Origin of the sequence: Paenibacillus radicibacter (genome assembly GCF_024721995.1) — a bacterium.
GTDB lineage: Bacteria > Bacillota > Bacilli > Paenibacillales > NBRC-103111 > Paenibacillus_AM > Paenibacillus_AM radicibacter.
On record NZ_JANQBC010000009.1, the window covers coordinates 187,297 to 211,299 of the forward strand.

The window sequence follows — 24,003 nt, forward strand, 5'->3', positions numbered from 1 at the left end:
CCTTTCTATGTAAATATCATTCGCGCTACAATAACAATAAGAGTTGAGAAGCATGTGAAATTAATTGAGAATGCACGCGTTTCTGACTTTTTACCCTTTATTAATGAACGCAGTAGCATGATCGCTGGAAGTCCCACTACCACCAATTGTAGATAGGTTAATTCCTCTTCTGAAATAAAATACAAATACACAAAAGTTGTAAGAGCTACCCACAACAATGATATTGCGAAATCTTCGGGTGCATCAAAAATCAATTTGAGAATTAGTGATTCTTTTTTCTTTTCATTCGTATTCGTTTCTTGTTGCATCATTTCCCCCCTACTTTCCACACCATATTCCCGCTTCACATAATCACTCATAAATTACCTCAATCCACGCCCTCGCTAATGACGATTGTTGTATCGCATCTAACACACACTGCACCATGTGACCATCTTGAAACGTAGGCACATCTCCCACAACCTTCTCTTCACTAATGGATCGATAGATCCTATCTACCATCTGATACATGCCGTTATAATACGGTGCAGCCGACATACTCATACTACTTGGTACTTCGATTTGTTCCACCTGAACTACCTCGAATTCACCTCCTTTACTTACTAGCACTTCTTGATCATTATTCGTCAGCAATGTGCCTTCACTTCCATACACTTCTAATTTCCATCCTGTCCCTCTAACTGCTGGATACAATAAATCTGCGTGAAAGGCTGTCCCATCTTCATAATGCCCCATTACCGTAAATGCATCATCTGAATCTCGCTCTTCCACACCAGAACAACCTTCATACTTAGGAATCATCGTCTTGAGCTCAGCATACACATCCACAATATCTTGGTTCATCCACCACATCAAGGAGTCGAACATATGAGATCCAATGGCAAATAACATCCCTCCGCCATCTTTCTTCCGACCATCCCACCCTCTGTAATTCGTTGTTAGCTGCTTGTAACCTGAGAAGCTTCCTTGATACTTGATGTAATGAACTTTACCCAAGTCACCACGCATCAGGATCTCTTTGATCTTCTGTCTTATAGGTATGAGCCTCCACTGAAAGTCGACGAATCCCATTGCATTTGACGCCTTCAACTTATCGAGCATATCCAGAGTTTGAATGGCGCTCATACCCATCGGCTTTTCACATAACACATGCATACCCTTCTCTAATAACCCTAGTGCCATTTCATAATGGTGCACAGGTGACGATGCGATGGATACGAGATCCAACTCTTCATTTGCAATCATTTCTACCCAATCTGTATACATGGATAATCCTTCAAGATTCTGACGAATCACATCCGATTTGTAACGATGTACACTCGCAAGAGCTTTTACTTCATAACACTCATGACTTTGAAAGATAGGTGCTTGTACAGATGCACCAAATCCCGTTCCGATTATACCGACTCTTATTTTTTTCGTATGTATCATGTGTCCCCTCTTACTTCGTATGCTTTGTTGGATCCGAATAATATTGTTTATTTAGGCCGGTTGCGCTTTTCACCCAGTCTTTCAGACCTTCTTTGCTCACATAGATTTCAGTGTCATACTTAATAATAGGGAATCTTTCCCCAATAAAATCAATCGATTTCTCAGCAATGTAAGCTTCATTCTGAACAATTACCTTTAACTTATACTCCGACATATTTAAATAACGAGCCGCCTCTTCCAAAGTCAATAACAATGGTTCTACGTTTGGTGTATCATACCTTTGTGGTTGCTGTTGCACACTTACCGGTACATTCTGCTCCACAAACCCTTTATAAATATTAGAACTTCCAACTACAAACCCAACTGACAGCACGACAGAACTTATGACTAAACTCCAATTCATCGGTTTCAAGCCGAGCACCCCTAACATACTTTGTAAATAACTGGACTTCATGTATTATATCATTACTGGAATGATTTGGATTGTAAATTCTTATTGATAAGAGCAACTTTTATCGTGAGGGGAGACTGTATATGTCCGTTAAAGAAATATTACCTTTTGGTGATCCGATCTTGCGGAAAATCGCAAAACCTGTGGAAGAGCTGAATGCGAAGACGTTCAAGCACCTCGTGGACTTGGCAGATACTTTATATGATGAACGAGGTCGCGCAGGGCTGGCTGCGCCTCAGATCGGCATTTTACGAAGATTGGTCGTGATGGATTGTGGAACAGGTCTGATCGAACTCATTAATCCAGAGATTATCGAGATGAACGGCGAACAGATTGGACCTGAAGCATGTCTATCCTACCCTGGCTATTATGGTGATGTAAGAAGAGCGAACCAGATTAAAGTCAGCACCTTAAATAAACGAGGTCAAACCATCATCTTAGAGGCGGAGGGCTATCTGGCTCGCTGCATGCAGCACGAAATCGATCATTTAAATGGAGTTTTATTCGTGGATCATATGAAAGACAAGTGGCTGCATCATGAGAGTAGTAAACGTAAAGTAGATGTTCTTAAAGTCCTGCAATTAACTTATGCCTATGAGAATGTTATGGAGTAGCCACCTGATGAATGTATCGCAGTAACTCGATAAGATCCGTCAATCGTTTTTCATTAGATATATAATTTCGCTCTGGTTCTTGGCGTTTAATATGTATCGCTTCTTCAATCAACCCATGCCACTGCTTAGGCATTATCGATAATCCATAGGTACCAGCTTGTGTCTTACTCTTGACTCCTTTCTCCTTAACCGTATATAACTGCCGCAGCATGCCCAGTACACACCATTCGACCGTTTCATCGAGTTGCTGTGTAACACTCTCTTGGTCAATCAAGTGCAAATTAGCCAATTGACTCTCTAATCGCTCAATCCAACCTACCCAATACGAATTCATATTATGGAGCACATAATCGACTAATACCTTCTCATCAACTTCATAATCGAAGGATTGTTCTACACCATAAACCCGAACTCCATGATGCTTCAAGATCCACCACGTAATCGGGTTCATATCCGCACCTTTACCATCTGCATGCACTTGTTTAGAGAAATATGTAACAATCGAACTCTGTTCATGAGTAGGTTTCCCCACGTCTTCTAGATGAAGATATGTCCCCATAATTTCCAAATGCGGATAGGCTTGATCTACCTCTTGATGCGCTGCAGAGATTGCGTCTATATCTGACGCCTGTGGCGCTTCTTTTAACAACACAAGAAAATCAATGTCACTTGAACCATCTTTATAATCGCCTAATGCGACAGAACCATACAAATAGATAGATTCCACACTTAAATGAGTCTTGCTTAACTCGATACTTAGCTTCTGCATCACTCGATCAACAACTTGTGGCAGCACGATATTCACTCCTTAACCCTGTGTATTAACGAATGTTCATATTCGACTTCATTTCATAAGACGCGAGAATGGTTACCAAAGTTGCTTGATTCGACCTATTATATCAATCATTTTCGTATCACTCGCCGTGTCCACAACGAATATCAATATGTTATGCCATTAATTCATCTATCGAAATTGGAAAAAGAGGCTTACTCAGCTCAAGAATTGCCTTCGCATAATCCTGAATTTCCTTCTGCGCATCATGCTCTAAACGCTGATTTAAGAAGTGACATACCGATTGCAGCGACGCGGTCCAATACCATCTCACATACATCCCATACGATGGAAGGAATAATCTAGCTTGCTCCGCACATAGTCCACTTGCGAGTGATTCTTCATATTTTTGCACACCTAGTTCAATATACTCTTTAAGATCATCTGTTAACTTGATCCCTAGTTCTGGTTCTAGCGCGTCACCACTGCCTTGCTTCGAGTTCTCTGGCTTACCTCTCCATTCATCCGACGATGGGATATAGAAAGTCGGCTCTTCTGTAATGTACCTGCGACTGGATTCATTCCATGCCTCCAAGCTCTCGCCTGTCCCCTCCATATGTGCGGAACCTATTACATACTTCCACCATTGTCTAGCGACCATCAGCGGCGCGTACACTTCATATTGGAGCATAACATGACGAAATGGCGAAGTATGCCCTTCCCTAGCTAAGAATTTGATTAGCTTCACATCGCGTTCACTCAATTCGCTAGATTCTTTCGCATATGACACTCGCGCCGCATTCACAACCGTCAAATCTGATCCCATATGATTCACCAAGCGGACGTAACCCTTATCTAGCACTTGCACGATATTCATCATCTATCTCTCCCTTGATCAATAAATTATCTGAAAATAACAAATCCTATAACATCATACAACAAGGAGGACTTTTATGGTGAGGAAAATATGGATGACAACGCTCCTATCAATAGGAATACTGCTAACTTCAACCTTTTCTGTCCAAGCCGTGCCTGCCTACGCCAAATGGGGCAATATCGCAATGCAAGAAACGCTTAACAAGTATCATACTTCAATTACAGACTACCAACATTTAGGACGAACTCAGATTGATTCAAACACAGCGGAAGAGAAGTTTAAGCTCAAGTTAAAGAAGAACCACCACGAATTCACCGTCTTTGTAACTGTTCATTTTCATCTGGATAATGAACAGTTGATCGCGGTCTATTTTCAATAAATGTAAGTGAAAAGTGCCAAAACCCCTCTCTAGTGAAGAGAGGGGTTTTGGCATCATGAGAGCTATTTGCAGATCATAAGCAAGTTCCCATCTGGATCTTTGAAGTTAAACCAATGACCATGCTCAATACCTGTCACCAGCTGTACACCTTGCTCCTGCATGTATGCATACGCCTCTTCAATATCATCTGTAGTGAACTGGAATACTGGGGTTTGGAACACACGCTCTGGTGCATAAATCTTGCTATCTAGAATAATACCTGCTGTACCTTGCATCGGAACGATGAACAAATGACCATAAATAATTTCATTCGTTGTTGAAACTTGAAGAATTCTACAATACCAATCTCTTGCTGCCTCAATGTTACTCACTGGGATAAAGATCGAACCAATCTGATTCTTAATTGGACTTGTCATCTTCACGACCTCCAGATTCATTATTTATCATGATCCTCCGCCAATAAGGCAAGAAGTTTCAAGCACTCCGATAATAAATCAACATATCGTTCCATTTCTCATTCTCGTAGGTGAACTTTTCCCTCACACATTCCAACCTAAACCCCGCGCGCTCTGCGAGCAGTATAGATGGCATATTATCTACGTTGATATGAAGTTCGATTCGATGATATTTAAGATGTTCGAAGAATGCTTCCACCGCGGCATCCACACTTTCAAGTCCATAACCATTCTTCCAATATTGATTATGGATCGAATACCCCATCATCGCCCATTGATAATCCATTCTCAGAATCGTGTGAACCTCAACTTTACCTACATTCACCCCGTCTATTTTTCGAAAAATACCAAGGTTGACCATCTCGTCCCGGTTCGCGGAATTCTCAAACCCTTGTACCCAATTCGAGAACCATTCTTCCGTTAAAGCTTCCATATTAGAAGAGCGGCCGTCGTCGTAGGCATACTGTGAAGGCAAACGGTTCTTATATTGTTCGTACCAATTATGATAATCTTCTTTTTGAAAAGGCCGTATGATCAATCTTGCTGTCTCGATGTACAATTACGCCAGCCCCTCTATATTATTCTTCATCAGCTTCGCAATCTCTCTATCATCTTCAAGTACCGACTTCTCAAGCTCCTTAATCACACGCTGCTGCCGCTCTACCGGATGGTTTTGGCTGAGCTTCCATTTCCCTTCCAGCTTCGTGATTTTCAAAGTAAACCCGACGATGCCCTTCATCATGCTTTCGACCAACTCATGATTCGATTCATCAAGTTGATACGGACTTTCAGGCTTCTCATACTTACTCACCATCTCATCGAGAGTACCGAGTAATTGTGCTGAATCTTCCATCATTTCTAACTGCCCATATACGTGAACCGTGACATAATTCCAAGTCGGTACAGACAGATTCGTCTCATACCAGGAGGAAGAGATATAGCTGTGAGGACCTTGGAAGATCGCAAGTACCTCTTGACCTTCAATGTCCTTCCACTGCATATTTCCCCTTGCAAAATGCCCGTATAAACAGCCCTTCTCCCGATCCAAGATAAGTGGCAAATGCGTTGCAAACGGCACGCCATCATAATTCGAAATCAAGATTCCAAAGCTGTTCTGGTCCATAAAATCATATAGCACAGCCTCATCTTCCACTCGGAAATGCTTCGGAATGTACATGCTTCAAACCTCCTATAACACCTTCAACATATGAATATCCATAGGTTCTTTCGCGAATAGTTCCTCATCAACCTGATCTGTCAGCTGACCCCCATTATGCTTGTAAAAGGATACCGCTGAACGGGTCTCTGTCGACGAAATATATAGATATTTCGCCCCGCGTCTCTTCGCTTCCGCACTCAAATCATTCATAATCCGTGTGCCAATACCTTGCCTTCTGTAATGGCGCGATACATACATTAAATCAATCTGCAGTTGATCAAGATTCTCACCCCTATACTGATGAGCAAGTACACCAAATCCAACTAACGTTTCTCCGTCGAATGCACCAATCGCCATTCCACCTTGATCAATCTCGTATAAGAATCTATCTTGTAATTCACGCAATAACGATTCATCCCAATTCGGACATTCATGTTGTTGTGATAATTCCGTTAACTTTCCATCTGGCATTTCATAAATAAGATCAATCATCTCCGATCGATCGATTTCACTTAAATGATGAACTTGTTCTTCTGACATGGATTCGTATCTGATCATGTTTCATCTATCCTTTTCCGCATATAGAGAGCAACTTCATCTCTGCCAATTTTACTTGCATCATAGAGGGAAGTATCTATTCCCTCAAGCTCAAATCCACACTTCATATAGAAAGCAATTGCTTGCACGTTCGTATTCTGCGTTTCCAATGCAACCGCACGAAAGTGATGTGCATTAGCCTGCTCGACAATCCTCTCAATTAGTTGCTTAGCAACAGACTGCCGGCGATAATCTTCATGAACATGAAGGTGCCAGATGAGAAGTGTATTGTTCCATTCCTCGGGCTTCGCAATCACGATCCCAGCAAGTCGGTCTCCATCAAATGCACCATAAGAGAACCCCAATCTCACCATTTCCTCGTAATCGATGTAATCTTCTTCGGGTGAAGAGTCATGTTTCATGTATGGGCTAGCGACGTCTTTCAAAGTCATGCGAATCGCATAATAATCCGGACCGGCTTCCTTCATCACCTCATACTGCTGCGTGACTTCATAACCGAATTGCCCTAATCCTTGAAGCTGTGTGAGGGTGAGCACTTCTAGTTTTTGAATGATCATTGATAGCCCGTGACCTCCTGTATTAAACAGAATTTATAATCCTTTGGATAAACGGCGCTTTAGCCGCTGTATAGTTCACCCTGTCATTGGGGTAAAGGTCTTTCAGCTCTCTTTTTAAATGACTATAAGCTTTCACTGCTTGAGGATTAGCTCTTAAATAGTCTCGAAAATATAAATTTGCTTGCCAGTGAGCTGAATTGTATGTATACATGTGCAAATGGTGTGTGCCTGCGCGCCAAGCTCCTTTTCTGAAAAATTTTCGCTCTGGGAATTCTGCTTTTTCAACATATTCATAGCCTAATGCCGCAAGGGACTGAATATGTTCCAACGAGACCACATCTAAATCCCCAACACCTATCATCATATCGATAACTGGTTTCGCATCTAAGCCAGGTACTGAGGTACTGCCAATATGTTCAATCCCGACTATAATATCGGATAATGCTGTAACAAATTTAGCCCGTTCAACTTCGTAATCTACTGCCCAGATCGGGTCATATGTTGTAATAATTACTTCTTCCATCGTTGTCTCCTCTTAAATAGATCCTAGGATACTTGCTGTAGCAACTTCTCCAATGTTTCTTTCAATCGTTCTCGATTACGCTTCTTATCTTCAGGCTCCACCCATGAAAACCCATCACCAATATACCTTGGGAATACATGCATATGATAGTGATCTAGATCGTTGAACAATCCGCTGTTCTGTATAACAGTAATTCCATCTGGTTCATACACATGCGTGAGCAGCTTTGCAAGCTTTGTGGATGCCTTCATAATTTCAATTGACGTCTTATCATCGAGCTCACTCAAATCTGCGTAATGCTTCTTAGGCATAATCAAGATATGTCCTTCGTTCAACGGCTCATGATCTAGAATACAAGTGATCCGATCATTCTCATAAACAACATGTGCAGACATTTTACCATTAGCAAGTTTACAGCCCAAACAATCTTTTTCCATTAACAATTCCCCCTTTACAACTTTAATTCATGCGTAACTTGATCCTCATCTAGAACCTCATGAAAACCAAGGGATTGATACAGCGTAATTGCTGCTGGATTGTAAGTTCGAAGCACGATTGTACGATAATGCTTCTTCGCTCTCTCTAGCACGACTTCTGTCAATCTCCTTCCAATTCCATGCCTGCGATACGCGGATAATACATAAACCCGCCTGAGCCTTCCAATCCCAACACCTTTATTGGGATCTTGATTTATTCCACCTACGCCAACAATTTTCCCATTCATTCTGCATACAAATAAGGCTTCACCCGCCTGATCGAATCGATTGGTACCGCTGTCATAATCTTCGATCAGACGCTTCATGTGGTTATGTCCTTCGGTTAAACTTTCCTCAACTAATTGTTGCAGAATGGAGGTATCCAGCACACCTGTTACTTCCATAATCTCTAACTTCACACTATCATTCTTCATATCATAATTCCGCTGGATTTTCTCGTTGCAATGATCAATCCTGTGGACCAATTTAATTCCACTATATGAAAATCATTAAGATTCCGCATCACTTGTACCAAGTTCTCTGCCTTAACTGCATGTCCTTCTTCCCATGTGTCAACAGGTGTTAAGTCATCAATAATATACAACCCACCTGGTTTCACCATTTGAAGAGTTTCTTCTAGCAATTCATATTTTCCTGGCCAAGTATCTGCAAAAATAAGATCATACTGCTGATCCCGATTCTCCTGAATAAAGATGCAACCATCTGCTAGAATAAAGTTCACCCGCTCATCCTGGATGCAAGACCTTGCAATCCCTTGAAAGGACTCATTCATCTCCACACTAGTTAACGTTGAGCTAGCATCCATACCCTCTAGTATCCATGAAGTAGAAGCACCTACTCCTGTACCTAATTCTAGTAAATTACTACTAGATTTAGAACAAGCAAGAGCACGTAACAAAATTCCGGTTTCTTGATCGCAAGACATTGTGAAATCAAGTTCCTTTGCTTTTTCCTTAATCATTTGAATAACGTGAGGCTCTTGGACTAGCATAGATTACACATCCTTTAATTTAGATCGGGATTCACTACTAACCTTTCACATGCTCCGTACAATTGTATCGCTCACAATCCCATTCGTTATTTGTACTTGTCAGAATCGTAAGAGACGTATTACCTAGATGCGCCTGTGTATTTACATGTGGAATTAACTTCTTCAATGAAAAGCCAATTAAAGCGCCATGACTGACGATGAGAACATTCTGGTTCGGATGATTCGCAGCAATATCTGTAAAAACTTTATATCCGCGAGTCGCAACCTCCTCATCTTTCTCAATGTCAAGGTCAAGACTACGCCAGTCAGCGCCCCACTTGTTAATACGATCTTCTTCTATCGTTCCTTCGATAAGACCGCAATACATCTCGCGCAAACGCTGATCTGCTGTAATCTTCATTCCTTTATGATCCGCTATCTTCTGTGCTGTTAAGTAGGCTCTGGACAAATCACTTGAATAGATCACATCCCAAGGTTCACTCATCAACCTCTTTGCAAGCTTTTCCGCTTGATTTAGCCCTTCGCTATTCAGAGGTATATCCGTATGTCCTTGCGCCCTACGCTCGATATTCCAATCTGTTATCCCATGCCGAATAAGCCCTACTCTTGTCATCACGGTTTCCCCCACTCATACATTAGTCTCTAACGACTTCTGTGCCTGCAATTAAATCATGCAAAGCACGCTTATCTTCTCTAAATATAATCATACATGCACTTACGATCGCTCCAATGCCAAACGTAATTGCATAAATTAATCCAGTCACAATATTACGCATAAGCATATTGGTAATTTTGGGCGGTGCTTGATCATTAACTCTGCGAATACGGATTTTACAAATCCGCTTACCAACCGTGTATCCACTCCAGAATATAGGAATTAACAGTAAGTACAGCATGTTAAGGAAATTTCCGGAATTACCTTGTGGCGTAGCAAAATCGAAGTTACTACTGTTTACAAAAAACATATTTGTAACTAAGGTAATTGGGAACCCTATAATAATTGCATCCAATAAATTAGCACCTAATCGAATCCAGAAACCAGCTTTTTCATTCATTTACATCACACATCCTCTGATTATTTGTTCATAGTTGAACATCATGGATATTGTTTGTAAATTGAATCGTTTTCATTCTGCAATTAGATTGATACGCACATTCATCACTTGAAAATCAACAGCTTCTCCTCGCACTATGCTTTGAAACATACAGCCTCGCATAAAACCTACTCGTTCATACACTTTCACCGCACGTTCATTAAAGGACGCGACGACAAGCTGAAATTCCCTCATCTTCTTTTCATTGATTAGAAATTGAATCCCGCTACTGAAAAACTCTACTCCTACACCTCTACCTGTAAGATTAGGTCTTAATCCAAGTCCGACATCAATTACTTGATTGTTCTCATAAATCCCAGCAGCATAGCCTCCAGGCACGCGGGCAGCATTCCCTGCACATATGTATCCAATTAGTTCATGATCTTCATTCAAGGCATAATAATAATCGCCGCATAAGAGTTCTAAGATCGTTTCTTCATCATCGTCCATGCTGTACATGCCATAAGGTTCTGGATAAGTCCATTTGGCAATTGATTGTGCATATTCAGGTGTCATTCGTTGGAATGTATACACTGTCATGGTATAAGTCCCTTTCATATTTACTTGACATTTTATGCTTCTGAACTTCCATTTTACCGTGACTTACATATATTTTTCCATAAAAAAATAGAGTTCAATTCGCACCCTATTTAACTATTGCAACCATCGTAATAGATGTACCTTCTATTCCCACTTCTTGAAACCCGAATCGCTCATATAACATCATAGCAGGTGTATTACGTGGATCAACACTTAATGAAACCCTCGCAATATGCTCATCTTTAAGCGCTCCGAAAAGGCTCTTCATCAGCGCCGTCCCGATTCCCTTCCCTCTTGCTCCATCAAGCAATGCCATACTGAGTTCAGGAACATCGTCCGATACATAACCGAAACCTTTATTCGCTCTATCAAAATAACGACTCGTGATTGCACCAAGCATCACACCATTATTGTCCATTGCAATACAGCCAAGATCACCTTTTCTTCCCCAGCCTTCTGCATATTTCATCAGCCAAGGTTCATTTAAGACTTTCCGATCAAATGGCTTCTCGCCATCAGGTACGAATAAAGATGCATACAACATCTCGAATAGGAATGACTCATCTTCCGGAACAGCTGGTCTTAATTTGTATGGCATCCTAACTCGACTCCCTTATCATCCTGAAAACTTTATTTTTGTACATATAACATCAACACCGCGACCAACATGTTTGGTAACCCGATAAGCAAGAAAAGTGTCGCCAATCTGATCCGATGTCGACGATCCTCTCTTCCCTGCTCTTCACGATACTCCGTACGTAAACGCCTACTCTCTGCGAATACACCCGTTAATACTGCCGATAACCCAATTGTGATCAAGCCCAATACACCTGCATAGTGCACAATTATCTTCGTATCCCCTACAATTAACGAAACAAGTACAATCACAAGTAGAATACCAATTCCAATTAACAAGGCAGACCTATTCTTCATGACTTGATCGCCTTCCATATGTACTTGTATTCTTGAACCCCAATACGACCATTAATCATATTCTCTTGAATTTTTAAGCGCAGCTCATCTTGTTTTTCGGGTACTGTAAAATCTGGATTTCCAGGAATATCCGATAGAAACTTCGCATATTCCTGTTCATTTGAAAAATAGTACATCGCATTGCGATACTCGTTCATCTCTATATCTCGATAACCCTTCACCTCTAACCTTTGGATGACGACATCCAAATTGCCAGAGTGTATGCCCATGATCGTACCGCCGCTCTTAAGCAAGTGGCTATGATTAATAATGGATGTAGGACCACGTCTCGAATAGATCAGATCGAACTGTTCATCTGCAAAAGGCATTTCCGTCTTCGTTGTCGTATACACAAACTCGACATTCTTAAGCTTTTCACGATTATGTAATGAATTAGCAAGTGTAATCATCTCAATAGAATTATCAAATCCAATGATGTGCACGCCGCTACGACCCATTTTCAAAGTAAAATCACCATGACCACATCCTGCATCCAGAACCGCACTATACTGCGGAAGCATGCTGACAAGCGTATTCTCGAACAAATCCTCTGCTGTACTTCCTTCAATTGTGAATTCCGCTGTACTTCTATACCCACCATTCTTCCTAGCAATCATGTTATACCAATCAACACCCATGGGATGACCTCATTTCTACTCATTTAATCTTTCATTCACTATTACCTATCCTGTCTCGCACATAATTAGCGACTCCGTCCTCATTGTTACTTAATATCACTTGATCTGCCATTTGTATGATCGACTCATGCGCATTGGCTACGGCTATCTTCGTTCCACCTACTTCGAACAATCCAAGATCGTTCAAATGATCACCGAAAATTACAGTATCTGCGAGTTCAATTCCCATGTGCTGAGCCCATAACTTGAGTCCATCTTTCTTGTTCCCATTCAAATGACTGAACTCTAGGAAATAGTGATCCTCAATATAGTAATCTTTCAGCATATGCGCATGGACAAGGTGGCCGAGCTTTGCATTTACATCTGCTAGAATCGGTTCGAGCTCATCCTTAAGCCCAATATAGGTGACTGCAAGCGTACGCTCATCATCCGGACATTGAAGCTTTGCCACTTCTACGAATCTTGGATCATCTTTACGACTTCGTACAAATTCCGTTACCCCACGTCGCACTAGCCTCTCGTGCCATACCCGCTCTCGATCATTCGCGTCTAATGTAAATAACAACGGCGTAATTCCATACTGCCTACCGACTGCAATCACTTCATTTGTCACGCGTTGATCCAACCAATAACCATCTATAACTCTATCATTCGTCCAATCCATAAGAAGTGCACCATTATACAAGATAACAGGATACTTCCAAGGAACACGGCCGACGACATTTTGCGCGCTAATTGACCCTCTTGCCGTTGCAAATGTAACAATGGTGTCCTGCTCTAGAAGACAAGTAAGTGTATCGACTGTATGATTGGAAAGTGTCTGATCCGAGCGAAGCAATGTGCCGTCCAGATCGGTTATAAATACTTGTCTACTCATCTTGTTGAACCCTCCTGCCATTCATCTAGATCAACTTTGCAATCTGATTATATTTATATAAATGTCGGAAATTCCATTCAAATACATGTGAGGAGTACCACTGACCGTATGGCTTAAGCACACCTTTTTCAAGCCAATATTCAAGAGGTTGACCACTCTCTTCAGCTTGCTTCGCATATACCTCTACGTCACGTAGATAGTTCTTCGCTTCTCTAATGCTCTGAGCATCGGTAACTGGCCCATGTCCAGGCACGATTCGCTTAATCTCAAGCTCCTGCTCCATACGCTCCAATATACCAAGCCATTCCTCTATATTGCCATGAAGCATCATCAGATGGGACTGCCCCAAAACCAGATCTCCCGCGATTAGCACTTCATTCTCTGGAATATACACAAAAGCATCACTTAACGTATGCCCACCGCCCCAAGTCATCACTTCAGCTGTACGCTGTGACCCATGAATAACAAAACGATCTGGAATAGTAACGGTGGCAACAACACGACGTATTGAAGGGACTGCACCATATAGAACTTCTTTATCTGCAATCTCAGTTGTAAGTGCAGAGATTACATGTTGATCCGTCTGTTTCGATCTTGTGTCCGATAATGAAGTTATTTGCTCACGAATCGCAATCCGCCACTTCTCATAGTCAATGTCACCTAATCCAAAGAGATAATCGCGAGTTGCATCTGTTGAGACGATAATACTGTCTGGGAAAGATTGATTCCCATAATGATGATCGCCGTGAAAATGCGTATTGATTACATATTCCACTTCTCGACCTGTTAACTGGACAGCGGCTTGTCTTAATAAGTCACCTGCTTGCGGCAGCATGAACGTATCGACGACAACCGTTACATCCCCTAAATCTAAGATAGCTGCATTACCTAGTGCACCTGATCCTGGCACCACAATAGCAGCCCAGACCCCATCTGTTATGTGTTCGAGTGTAAAATATGTGTTATTCATCATGAGTAAGCCCTCCTACTCTCAAATCCTTCCATTGATATTATTCGAGCGAAAACAAGAAATTACCTCTATATGGAATTTGAAAAACAGAAAAACGTCTCCCTGCACTCCAGTTGTTAACCAGAATTCAGGAAGACGTTCATTCAATCAAGTTATACAAGCACTTCTGCTTGATTTAGCACCGTATAAATATCTGTATACGAATAACCATGCGTATCCGCAACCGCTTTGTAAGTAACTTTTCCATCAATAACGTTAATACCTTTAGCGAGCGCCTTGTTGCCTAATGCAGCTTGCTTGTAACCCTTCGTTGCAAGTTGCACGCCGTATGGAGTCGTTACATTTGTGAGTGCCAACGTAGAAGTGCGTGCTACGGCACCTGGCATATTTGCCACTGCATAATGGACAACACCATATTTTTCATATGTCGGATTATCGTGTGTGGTAATGCGATCAATCGTCTCAATCGAGCCACCTTGGTCAATCGCGACATCGACAATCACAGAACCTGGTGACATACTCTTCACCATCTCTTCTGTAACTAAGCGAGGAGCACGTGCACCTGGAATTAGAACAGCACCTACAACTAAATCTGCTTGACGTACCGTCTCTGCAATATTGAAAGGATTAGACATCACGGTCTTCACACGACCTTGGAACAAATCATCCAATTGACGTAGACGATCTGGGCTAATGTCCATAATGCTAACCTCTGCACCAAGACCAATTGCCATCTTCGCAGCATTCGTTCCAACGATACCCCCGCCTACAACAGCCACTTTAGCAGGAGCTACACCCGGCACACCACCGAGCAGTACACCCTTACCGCCATTTGCTTTCTCCAAGAAGTGAGCACCAATCTGTATAGACATACGACCCGCTACTTCACTCATCGGTGTTAATAGCGGCAAGCTGCCGTTGTCCAGTTGGATCGTCTCGTAAGCAATAGCCGTTACTTTACTTTCAACCAATGCTCTCGTTAATTCAACTTCTGGTGCTAAATGCAAGTACGTGTATAGAATTAATCCTTCGTGAAAATAGCCATACTCGGATGGAATCGGCTCTTTCACCTTCACGACCATCTCCGCAGCCCAAGCTTCGCTTGCTGTTGCTACCATCCGAGCACCAGCGTCGATATAATTCTGATCCGTGAATCCGATCCCATGCCCAGCATTTGTCTCAACAAGTACGTCATGACCTGCATTACGATAAGTGACGACCGAGCTTGGCGTCATTCCTACGCGATTTTCATTATTTTTAATTTCTTTAGGTACGCCGATTAGCATGTATGTTGCACCGCCTTATTGATTGTACATAACCGCTTTGAAGGTTGTAATAATGAAGTCCAAGTCCTCATCTGTGCAAGAAAGTGGAGGGGAGAACGTTAATACGTTGTTGAATCCAGCAACGGTATCGCCGTTCTTTCCGATAATCAGACCCTTGGCTTTACACTCGCCGATGATCTTATTCACTTGCGCAAGTGGGAGCGGTTCTTTGGTTGCTTTATCTTGTACGACTTCAATGCCCATCAAGAATCCGAATGTACGAATGTCTCCTACGAGTGGATGTTCACGAAGCTCAGCCATGCCTGCTTCTAAACTTTCACCTAAATCACGCGCACGTTCAACAAGGTTCTCTCGCTCCATAATTTCAAGATTTTTCAGTGCAAGTGCACATGCCGCAGGCGTGCCGCCAAATGTATTTACATGACGAAGATGGCTATAATCTTCTTGGCTCTTGAATGCTTCATAGATATCCTTGCGAACCGCAGTTGCGGATAACGGCAGATAGCCGCTTGTGAGTCCTTTTGCCATCGTCACGATATCAGGTTTCACGTTGTAATTCATGTGACCGAACTTACGCCCCGAACGACCCACTCCGCAGATCACCTCATCTATGATGAGTAGTACGTTATGACGCTTGCAGATCTGCTGAACTTCATCAAGGTAAATTTGGTGGGGAACGATCATGCCACCGCCTGTAATGACAGGTTCCATAATGACTGCAGCAATCGTCTCTTTCCCTTCCCAGATGATCGTCTGTTCGATATCTCGTGCACATTGCAAGTTGAATTCCTCAACAGATATACCCTCTGGACGACGGTAGCTATCTGGTGGACGCACATGCAAGAATCCCCCACCTAGCGGTTCGTACTTGTACTTGCGCTGTGCTTGACCTGTTGCTGCAAGAGCACCCATGGAGTTACCATGATACGCACGATAGCGCGATACAAATTTATATTTGTTCGGATTTCCCGTTTGTTGGTGATATTGACGCACAATCTTGAATGCCGTCTCATTCGCATCCGATCCACTGTTCGAGAAGAAGATAACATAATCATCTTCCAACCACTCATTAAGTTTCTCTGCAAGCTTAATCGCCGGCAAGTGACTTTGGGAAAGCGGATAATAGGGCATAGTTACAAGCTGATCGTAAGCGGCTTTCGCCATTTCCTCTCTGCCGTATCCGACGTTTACACACCATAATCCAGACATCGCGTCCAAGTAACGATTGCCGTTCAAATCCGTTATCCAAGATCCTTTACCTTCCGTTACAACCATTGGTGGTACTTGCTCATTGTACGGGGACATCGCGTGCCACAAATATTTGCGGTCCTTCGCGATCACGTCCACCACTTCATTTTTCAATGACATCGATCAATCACCTCCGAGTTTTAGTAACGAGCCGTCAGCATCTTCTTACGTGTGTAGAACTCAACGCCGTCCTTACCGTTTGCATGCAAGTCACCATAGAATGATTTCTTATAACCAGAGAACGGGAAGAACGCCATTGGAGCTGGTACACCTAAGTTCACACCAAGCATCCCTGCATCCATATCTTCACGGAACTGACGAACAGCCTTCGCGCTATCTGTGTACAAGCAAGCACCATTAGCAAACTCGGACTGATTCGCAACTTCGATCGCTTCTGTCAAATCTTTCACACGAACGATGGATAACACCGGTGCAAAGATCTCATCTTTCCAAATTTGCATGCCAGGCTTCACTTGATCGAAGATCGTCGGTCCAACGAAGTAACCTTCGCCGCCTACTGCTTGATCTTGCCTGCCGTCACGTGCAAGAATTGCGCCTTCATTCTCGCCAATCTCAATGTATTTGATCGTGCGCGCTTTGTTATCTTCACGAATGACAGGTCCTAAGAACACACCTTCATCCATACCGTTGCCGATCTTAATGTCATTAGCTGCTTGCAACAAACGATCTACGAGTTCATCCGCTACATCGCCAACTGCTACAACAACTGCACAAGCCATACAACGCTCACCTGCGGAACCGAATGCTGCCCCAATAATATTCGTCACTGCATTGTCGAGATCAGCATCAGGCATTACGATTGAATGATTCTTCGCACCTGCAAGTGCTTGTACACGCTTTCCATTTGCCGCAGCATTCTTATAGATATACTCCGCTACAGGCTGTGAACCGACGAAGGAAATCGCTTTGATCTGTTCATTTTCTAGAAGTCCGTTCACCACATCATGCGCACCATGCACTACGTTCAGTACGCCAGCCGGCAATCCCGCTTCTGTGAACAACTCTGCTAGACGATTCGCCAAGATTGGCGTACGCTCAGATGGTTTCAACACGAACGTGTTACCGCAAGCAATCGCAAGTGGGAACATCCAGCAAGGCACCATCATCGGGAAGTTGAACGGTGTGATTCCACCGATTACCCCAATTGGATAACGATACATGCCAGATTCTACACCTGTTGCGATGTCTGGAAGTTGGTTGCCCATCATGAGTGTCGGTGCGCCAGCAGCGAATTCCACACACTCGATTCCACGCTGTACTTCACCGTACGCTTCTGTGTAGCTCTTTCCGTTTTCCAACGTTACGATTTTAGCTAGCTCTTCCCAATTCTCAACGAGCAACTGCTGATAACGGAACAAGATTCTCGCACGACGTGGTACAGCGACGTTCTTCCACGTTTGGAAAGTTTGATGTGCGTTACTTGCAGCTTGATTCACTTCTTCTTTGCTTGAAAAAGGAACTCGTGCGATAATCTCGCCTGTCGCTGGATTCGGTACATCCTCATATCGGCCGCTTGTGGAATCTACCCACTCACCGTTAATGTAATTTTTAATTGTGATTACTTCAGTTTGAACTTGAGTCATGGAAGGAACCTCCTGCAATCTATTTGTGATTTATCTCAAGTATAGAAGCTTCCACTTCCCAAAACATTAGACAAGATGTTAGGAAGAAGTGTATTTCTTTTTACACTTTGGCAGACATGTCTTAATTTCTAAACCAACCCGACGGCTGCGTATGCAGTGAGATGTTAATTTGCTTCGTCTCCAAGTACTCTTCAAACCCATATGTGCCAAGCTCCCGACCGATTCCGCTCTGCTTATATCCACCCCATGGCGCTTCGTTAAATGTTGGATGATACGCATTGATCCATGTAATGCCTGCACGCAGCTTGCGAATCACGCGCTGTGCCTTTGCTCCATCACTTGTAAATACTGCTCCTGCTAGTCCATATTTAGTTCCATTGGCAAGGGCGATCGCTTCCGCTTCATCACGGAACGTCTGAATAGCCAGAACAGGTCCGAAAATCTCCTCTTGCACGATTCGCATCTCTGGAGTTGTGTCTCCAAAAATCGTTGGTGCAACAAAGTTGCCATGCTCCAAACCATTGTCCATGATCCGATAGCCCCCACATAACAGTGTCGCACCTTCTGCTTTACCAATTTCTACATATTCTAATACGCGCTGCATCTGTCTCTCCGAAATAAGCGGTCCCATCTCTGACGTTTCAACAAGTCCTGGCCCTACTTCAATTAACTTCGCACGACGCACTATTTCAGGGATAAACTTCTCTACCAAAGACTCTTCGAGTAACAAGCGAGAACCTGCTGAACACACCTGACCTTGATTTGCAAAAATACCAAAGAGTGCATAGTCCACGGCTGTCTCGAAATCTGCATCTGCAAATACGATATTTGGCGACTTTCCGCCAAGTTCAAGACCCACCTTCTTGATCGTCTCTGCTGCCGTCTTCATGATCTTAATACCTGTCTCTGTTCCACCTGTAAAAGCAACCTTGTCCACGAGCGGACTACGCGCCATCTCATGACCTACTGTCGCACCAGACCCCATCACTAGATTCAGTACGCCCGGTGGACAACCAACTTCATCAATAATCTCGAACAGCCGAATCAGCGTTAGTGGTGTCGTCTCCGCAGGCTTAATCACAACCGTACAACCTGCAGCAATTGCAGGCGCAATTTTCTGTGCAGCCATCACGATCGGATAGTTCCATGGGATAATCTGACTTACAACACCAATCGGTTCACGAACGACCATCGCTTGAATTTGATCAGGCACATCATACGTAACGCCATGCGGCTTCGTCGTAAGTCCCGCATAATAGCGGAATTGGTTCACGGCATCGGTGATGTCATACTCCGCTTCACGTAGTGGCTTGCCACAGTTCAAAGTCTCAAGTCTTGCGAACTCCGCAACTCGCTCTTCAAGTCGATCTGCAATCTTATTCAATAAATTCGCACGATCTCTAGCATGCATATCCGGCCATACTCCTTGGTCGAACGCATCTCTTGCTGCTTTAATAGCTAGTGCTGCATCTTCAACATCTCCCTCTGTTACGATTGCAATCACTTCATTATTCGCTGGATTTACAACTTTACGCGTCGCTTCTCCAATTGCGGTAACCCAGCTTCCGTTAATATACATTTGTTCAACTGCTTTAATTTCAGAACGTAACATCATCATTCATCCTCTCCTTATTGGGGGCTTCCCATCGTCTGTATGTACTCGGCAATAATTCTTAATGTCTGGATTGTGTTATTCACTTCATCTGCATTCGGTTTCCTAGAATAGGATACAGGCGGAATCAGTACCCACATAAAGTCACCATAATTTGGTGCAATCTGTACATTCCACTCATTCGTTGATTTCTTATATTGAATCTCCATACGCTGAAAGTCCATCTGTGAACATAATTTCAATAGCGCTTCATCTTGATTCAGCATCTGGTCAAGTGTCGTATCTCCTGTAATTAATGAAAAAGAAGGCTTGCTTCCAGTCCGCATGGAGCCACGGTATTGCAGCTTGATTCCAATATCCGATTCATGGGAAATACCCGGGAGTGTATACTCCCAGGTATATAAATAAATGCGTCCCATCCACTTGTTCACAAGCTTATGGTATGCCTTTACATGTGGAAACCCATAACGAGAACCATCTAGTACAACAGTACGTCCCTCTTGAGATACGATCGGAAGAATAGACTCAAAGGGCTGCACAATCTGATCCAGTGCTCGGCTTGCTCGCTTATCAACTAGACTGTAAATTCCCATCGTTACAATCTCCTCTTCTCTTGATGTCTATTACGCTTTCGAGATCCCATCTGTGTGTACCGTCAAATCTTCACTTTCACTTCGTGCGTTAATCCCTTTGTACACTTGCTCAAGTGGTACAGGTGTAAACAATTTCTGACCTGTCGACTTCAAGTAAATGACGGCAAATATTAAGATAACCGCAATTGTTGCAAGTGAGATTTGCAGCACCACTGGATTCACATATAGCGTATAAATCATGTAAATACATGCAAGGATACCGACTACTTGTGGAATCGGATATAGAGGCGTCTTAAATGGACGCGGTTGGTTCGGATATTTGCGACGTAGAACAATGACATTGACTTGTGCAATGATATAAGACATCAGCCATGTTGCGCAGGCTACGTTAATCATCGTCGTTATAAAGCTAATATTCGCTTGGTTTAACCCAGCGTAGATCAAGACGATTGAGATTAGAACAGTTACGAACAGAATGCCATACCAAGGTGTTCTTGTTCGAGGGTGTAAGTAGGAGAAGAACTTTGGAAGTAAGCCTTCTTTAGACAATCCATACAGCATACGTGGAATTGCCATTAAGTACGTATCACACGTAGTTATTGCCGCTAAGATCGAGACAATTCCCATAAGCACTAGGCCGGCTTTGCCAAGCATCGCTTCTGCCCCAGCTACGTGAGGAATGGTGGATGATGCTAACTCATCGAGCTTGATGTACTTCGTTATTCCAAGACCGAAGAACAGATCGACCAGCCAGATTGTCAAACATCCGAAGATCATCGCCATTGGGATCGTTCTTCCTGGCCGTTTCACCTCTTCTGCAAGTGGAGCTACGAATTCCATCCCGATGAAGAGCCAGATTGCCGCACCTAATGTGCCAAACTGCTTGTCCCAAGTCATTGTCGTAAATGGCGGCTGAATATCAAGTTGGCTGTTAAGTCCAATCCCCGTCATTCCCCATAATCCAATGAATCCAAGCAACATCATCATGCCAAGCGCAAGAACTGTCTGTACTTTACCAAATACAGCAACTCCAGCCATATTCACAGCTACAAGTGCAATTAACAGGATGATGACTGAGATCCACCAAGGAATCCCTGTTAACGATTCAATACTTTGACCGCCGACAATCATATTCGTTCCGCCATCTGTACCAACAAGCACGATATAACCAGCCAGAACAGCAAAAAGTGCAGCAAGCTTACCTAATGCGGGTGTCGTATATTCCCCGATCATACCTGCTCCGGGAATCATTGCTGCGAGTTCTGAATAGGAAAGTGCTACACACAAAATGACGATTAATGCGAAGAATGCAATGACACTAAATGCAGGGCCGCCAACCCCATAGCCATTACCTAAGGTAACCATTGCGGTACCAGATACGACTAGTCCTACAGATGCGGAATAAGCTGCCCAAAAGCCTAACGTTCGATTTAACTTCACTCCACTCATTTATCTTCCTCCTCAAAATGACTACCAAGTATGTAAGCGATTCCAACAATATGAATACGCCATGGAAATAAGTATAAATTGTTTTGGGAGCATTACATTAGACAAAATGTTAAGTAGACTTGTTCACTTTTTTGACAAATTTGCCACCTTAATCTGACATGGTGACAAATTTGTCTTAACTACTCTATTCTTGATTCGACAATTTATCTGGATGAAGCAATTGATACGCGCGAAGTGCAACTTGAAGGGCGATCCGATTCTCCGGATTGATGTAGTCAGCGCCAAGCAGTTCAGCAATCTTTTCCAAGCGATAATAGAGGGATTGTCTAACGATAAACAGCTTCTGTGCAGCGATCTGCTTGGAACCGTCGTAATCCAAATACACTTTAAGCGTACGAATGAGCTCACTGCCTCTTGTGGCATCATGCTCCATAAGTGGGCCGAGATAACTATTCACGAACGACTCCAACATGTCCTTGTTCTCGATGTTAAATAACAGCTGGAACACACCTAGTTCCTCGAAGAATAAGACCGGCTTCTTAAAGCAGGGGTATAGCGAAATCGAACGAATCGCTTCTTGGTAGCTCAGATGTGCATGGATCAACTTCACATAAGATCGTCCAATGCCGATTAACAACTCCAAATCTCCTAGTCGTTCATCTGTACGAATCTTATGCAAGGATTCAAACACTTGCTGAAGCCTAACCTTGGAAGGACGCTTTGGATTCTGATCAATAGCGACGACGATTAAGCGATTATTTTTTAAAGTAATAAGAGGTAAGAAGGCGTGTTGTTCAAATATAGATCTTAACATCATCGACAGATGGAAACCGATCGATTCAGGACCTTCTTCTACTGCGCTGTAGGTAGATTCATCCTTTTGCTCAAATTCGATTAAACATACCCGATAACTCGCTTCATTCAATCGCTTAAAGTCCGTACCTGTCAGGGATTTGATCTGTTCCTCGTCCTTAATCCGGACATGCAAGAGATCGTCCACCCACAGATTCTCGGTGTAGAGCTTACGCTCCTCCATATAGCGCTTGCGCAGCAAATCTTGTGCAATTGAAAGTGACGCCGAGTCGAGAATCAAGTAGTGGTACTCTTGAGGCGGATGGTCAAGTACCAGTACAATATATGCCCAGGTCTTGCCTAGCGCACCAACTGCTTGCAGAATCAAGGTCTTATTCTCATATTCCCATTCAAAAGGAACGACATGCGGTTTATGATCAGGTATTTCAGGAATTTTGGCAGATAAATAGTCAATCAGGCTCTTCTGTTTATGTATGGGCAGTACCGGATGAAAAGAAGGCTGTCCCTGAGTCGGAACATAGACGATTTGTGCTTTGGTACTTGTCTGAAGCAGCTTCAGCACATTCGTCACGCCTTGTGAAGTGAGGGTTAATCGGTGGAACTCGCGAGAGATACTCTCGAGCTCTTGGAGAATTTTATGATGACGGTTAATAATCATCGAATGCAAGTCTTGTGTAATATCAACAAAACGTACTGTATGCTCAAATATAATCAGAGGCAGATTGTGACGGTTCGCAGCTTCAATCATCGCTTCTGGTACACGATCGAACGCCTTGCCAAGCTCAATGCACAGACAAGAAACATTCCCTTTAGCAAGCTGCTCCACATAAGCGATCGTAGATAACTCGCCAGACTGCAAACCCATACCCGTAGTAAGGATCATCTCTTCGCCGTGGATCAGTTGTTCAAAGTTAGGGACCTCCAATACATGTACCCAGCGTACACGTCGCATAAGTCCCTCTTGCCCTGCAACGACTTTCGCATTGTGAAAAAGAGGTCGCTGTAAAATTTCATTTACTGTCAGAATGAATTCGGTATCCATT

31 protein-coding genes are annotated in these 24,003 nt (G+C 43.0%); 2 read left to right on the forward strand and 29 right to left on the reverse strand.

Annotated features, from left to right (window positions below):
- Positions 1–5: 5 nt before the first annotated feature.
- From NV379_RS17270 to NV379_RS17280, 3 genes are read right to left on the reverse strand one after another with little or no spacing between them, the layout of a single operon-like run.
- Complete coding sequence (locus NV379_RS17270; protein WP_258208576.1) at positions 6–359, reverse strand: hypothetical protein; 354 nt, start codon at positions 357–359, stop codon at positions 6–8.
- Complete coding sequence (locus NV379_RS17275; protein WP_258208577.1) at positions 352–1,431, reverse strand: Gfo/Idh/MocA family protein; 1,080 nt, start codon at positions 1,429–1,431, stop codon at positions 352–354. Before NV379_RS17275 ends, NV379_RS17270 begins: the two co-directional genes overlap by 8 nt.
- 10 nt (positions 1,432–1,441) lie before the next feature.
- Positions 1,442–1,843 carry a helix-turn-helix domain-containing protein gene (locus tag NV379_RS17280; protein WP_258208578.1) on the reverse strand — a complete coding sequence of 134 codons (402 nt, stop codon included), beginning with the start codon at positions 1,841–1,843 and terminating at the stop codon, positions 1,442–1,444.
- A gap of 122 nt (positions 1,844–1,965) precedes the next feature.
- Here NV379_RS17280 and def point away from each other — a divergent pair, with 122 nt between their 5' ends.
- On the forward strand, positions 1,966–2,496 hold the full coding sequence (def, locus tag NV379_RS17285) for a peptide deformylase (protein WP_258208579.1): 531 nt from the start codon (positions 1,966–1,968) through the stop codon (positions 2,494–2,496).
- Here the strand turns inward: def and NV379_RS17290 are convergent.
- Entirely contained in the window at positions 2,486–3,292 is an 807-nt protein-coding gene (locus NV379_RS17290; RefSeq protein ID WP_258208580.1) for a nucleotidyltransferase domain-containing protein, read from the reverse strand. The genes def and NV379_RS17290 overlap by 11 nt on opposite strands.
- 151 nt (positions 3,293–3,443) lie before the next feature.
- Positions 3,444–4,145 (reverse strand): FAD-dependent thymidylate synthase, encoded by a 702-nt coding sequence (gene thyX, locus NV379_RS17295; protein ID WP_258208581.1) that lies wholly within the window; start codon positions 4,143–4,145, stop codon positions 3,444–3,446.
- 79 nt (positions 4,146–4,224) lie between these two features.
- Here thyX and NV379_RS17300 point away from each other — a divergent pair, with 79 nt between their 5' ends.
- Complete coding sequence (locus NV379_RS17300) at positions 4,225–4,524, forward strand: DUF3889 domain-containing protein (protein WP_258208582.1); 300 nt, start codon at positions 4,225–4,227, stop codon at positions 4,522–4,524.
- A gap of 62 nt (positions 4,525–4,586) precedes the next feature.
- Here the strand turns inward: NV379_RS17300 and NV379_RS17305 are convergent, their stop codons facing one another.
- The 24 genes from NV379_RS17305 to NV379_RS17420 form a co-directional block, all read right to left on the reverse strand.
- Positions 4,587–4,940 carry a VOC family protein gene (locus NV379_RS17305; protein ID WP_258208583.1) on the reverse strand — a complete coding sequence of 118 codons (354 nt, stop codon included), beginning with the start codon at positions 4,938–4,940 and terminating at the stop codon, positions 4,587–4,589.
- A gap of 58 nt (positions 4,941–4,998) precedes the next feature.
- Positions 4,999–5,538, reverse strand: coding sequence for a GNAT family N-acetyltransferase (locus NV379_RS17310; protein ID WP_258208584.1), 540 nt, complete (start codon positions 5,536–5,538; stop codon positions 4,999–5,001).
- Positions 5,539–6,156: an FMN-binding negative transcriptional regulator gene (locus NV379_RS17315; RefSeq protein WP_258208585.1), complete on the reverse strand. Its 618-nt coding sequence runs from the start codon at positions 6,154–6,156 to the stop codon at positions 5,539–5,541. It lies immediately after the preceding gene.
- 12 nt (positions 6,157–6,168) lie between these two features.
- Positions 6,169–6,678, reverse strand: a complete 510-nt coding sequence (locus tag NV379_RS17320) for a GNAT family N-acetyltransferase (protein WP_258208586.1) — start codon at positions 6,676–6,678, stop codon at positions 6,169–6,171.
- A 14-nt stretch (positions 6,679–6,692) separates the two neighbouring features.
- Entirely contained in the window at positions 6,693–7,253 is a 561-nt protein-coding gene (locus tag NV379_RS17325) for a GNAT family N-acetyltransferase (protein WP_258208587.1), read from the reverse strand.
- A 22-nt stretch (positions 7,254–7,275) separates the two neighbouring features.
- The gene (locus tag NV379_RS17330; protein ID WP_258208588.1) at positions 7,276–7,776 is read right to left on the reverse strand and encodes a GrpB family protein; all 501 of its coding nucleotides are present in this window, start codon (positions 7,774–7,776) and stop codon (positions 7,276–7,278) included.
- A gap of 23 nt (positions 7,777–7,799) precedes the next feature.
- Positions 7,800–8,213, reverse strand: a complete 414-nt coding sequence (locus tag NV379_RS17335) for an HIT family protein (RefSeq protein WP_258208589.1) — start codon at positions 8,211–8,213, stop codon at positions 7,800–7,802.
- Between the two features lie 14 nt (positions 8,214–8,227).
- Positions 8,228–8,686: a GNAT family N-acetyltransferase gene (locus NV379_RS17340; RefSeq protein ID WP_258208590.1), complete on the reverse strand. Its 459-nt coding sequence runs from the start codon at positions 8,684–8,686 to the stop codon at positions 8,228–8,230.
- Positions 8,683–9,264 (reverse strand): O-methyltransferase, encoded by a 582-nt coding sequence (locus NV379_RS17345; protein WP_258208591.1) that lies wholly within the window; start codon positions 9,262–9,264, stop codon positions 8,683–8,685. Before NV379_RS17345 ends, NV379_RS17340 begins: the two co-directional genes overlap by 4 nt.
- A gap of 37 nt (positions 9,265–9,301) precedes the next feature.
- On the reverse strand, positions 9,302–9,877 hold the full coding sequence (locus tag NV379_RS17350) for a histidine phosphatase family protein (RefSeq protein WP_258208592.1): 576 nt from the start codon (positions 9,875–9,877) through the stop codon (positions 9,302–9,304).
- Between the two features lie 22 nt (positions 9,878–9,899).
- On the reverse strand, positions 9,900–10,319 hold the full coding sequence (locus tag NV379_RS17355; protein WP_258208593.1) for an RDD family protein: 420 nt from the start codon (positions 10,317–10,319) through the stop codon (positions 9,900–9,902).
- A gap of 72 nt (positions 10,320–10,391) precedes the next feature.
- Positions 10,392–10,898, reverse strand: coding sequence for a GNAT family N-acetyltransferase (locus NV379_RS17360; RefSeq protein ID WP_258208594.1), 507 nt, complete (start codon positions 10,896–10,898; stop codon positions 10,392–10,394).
- Positions 10,899–11,004: 106 nt separating this feature from the next.
- Positions 11,005–11,496, reverse strand: a complete 492-nt coding sequence (locus NV379_RS17365) for a GNAT family N-acetyltransferase (RefSeq protein WP_258208595.1) — start codon at positions 11,494–11,496, stop codon at positions 11,005–11,007.
- A 32-nt stretch (positions 11,497–11,528) separates the two neighbouring features.
- Positions 11,529–11,831 (reverse strand): DUF5316 domain-containing protein, encoded by a 303-nt coding sequence (locus NV379_RS17370; RefSeq protein WP_258208596.1) that lies wholly within the window; start codon positions 11,829–11,831, stop codon positions 11,529–11,531.
- Positions 11,828–12,508 (reverse strand): class I SAM-dependent methyltransferase, encoded by a 681-nt coding sequence (locus NV379_RS17375; protein ID WP_258208597.1) that lies wholly within the window; start codon positions 12,506–12,508, stop codon positions 11,828–11,830. The genes NV379_RS17370 and NV379_RS17375 overlap by 4 nt, the downstream gene beginning before the upstream one ends.
- 31 nt (positions 12,509–12,539) lie before the next feature.
- Positions 12,540–13,385: an HAD-IIB family hydrolase gene (locus NV379_RS17380; protein WP_258208598.1), complete on the reverse strand. Its 846-nt coding sequence runs from the start codon at positions 13,383–13,385 to the stop codon at positions 12,540–12,542.
- A 25-nt stretch (positions 13,386–13,410) separates the two neighbouring features.
- Positions 13,411–14,358 carry an MBL fold metallo-hydrolase gene (locus NV379_RS17385; RefSeq protein WP_258208599.1) on the reverse strand — a complete coding sequence of 316 codons (948 nt, stop codon included), beginning with the start codon at positions 14,356–14,358 and terminating at the stop codon, positions 13,411–13,413.
- Positions 14,359–14,507: 149 nt separating this feature from the next.
- Complete coding sequence (gene ald / locus NV379_RS17390) at positions 14,508–15,641, reverse strand: alanine dehydrogenase (protein ID WP_258208600.1); 1,134 nt, start codon at positions 15,639–15,641, stop codon at positions 14,508–14,510.
- A gap of 15 nt (positions 15,642–15,656) precedes the next feature.
- The gene (locus NV379_RS17395; protein ID WP_258208601.1) at positions 15,657–17,009 is read right to left on the reverse strand and encodes an aspartate aminotransferase family protein; all 1,353 of its coding nucleotides are present in this window, start codon (positions 17,007–17,009) and stop codon (positions 15,657–15,659) included.
- 20 nt (positions 17,010–17,029) lie between these two features.
- A complete protein-coding gene (locus NV379_RS17400) occupies positions 17,030–18,493 on the reverse strand; it encodes a CoA-acylating methylmalonate-semialdehyde dehydrogenase (RefSeq protein WP_258208602.1) in 1,464 nt (487 codons plus the stop codon).
- A 121-nt stretch (positions 18,494–18,614) separates the two neighbouring features.
- Positions 18,615–20,108, reverse strand: a complete 1,494-nt coding sequence (locus tag NV379_RS17405; protein ID WP_373426124.1) for an aldehyde dehydrogenase family protein — start codon at positions 20,106–20,108, stop codon at positions 18,615–18,617.
- A gap of 14 nt (positions 20,109–20,122) precedes the next feature.
- A complete protein-coding gene (locus NV379_RS17410) occupies positions 20,123–20,698 on the reverse strand; it encodes a DUF3156 family protein (protein WP_258208603.1) in 576 nt (191 codons plus the stop codon).
- Between the two features lie 30 nt (positions 20,699–20,728).
- Positions 20,729–22,147 (reverse strand): APC family permease, encoded by a 1,419-nt coding sequence (locus NV379_RS17415; RefSeq protein ID WP_258208604.1) that lies wholly within the window; start codon positions 22,145–22,147, stop codon positions 20,729–20,731.
- 184 nt (positions 22,148–22,331) lie between these two features.
- Positions 22,332–24,002, reverse strand: coding sequence for a PucR family transcriptional regulator (locus tag NV379_RS17420; RefSeq protein ID WP_258208605.1), 1,671 nt, complete (start codon positions 24,000–24,002; stop codon positions 22,332–22,334).
- Position 24,003: the final 1 nt, after the last annotated feature.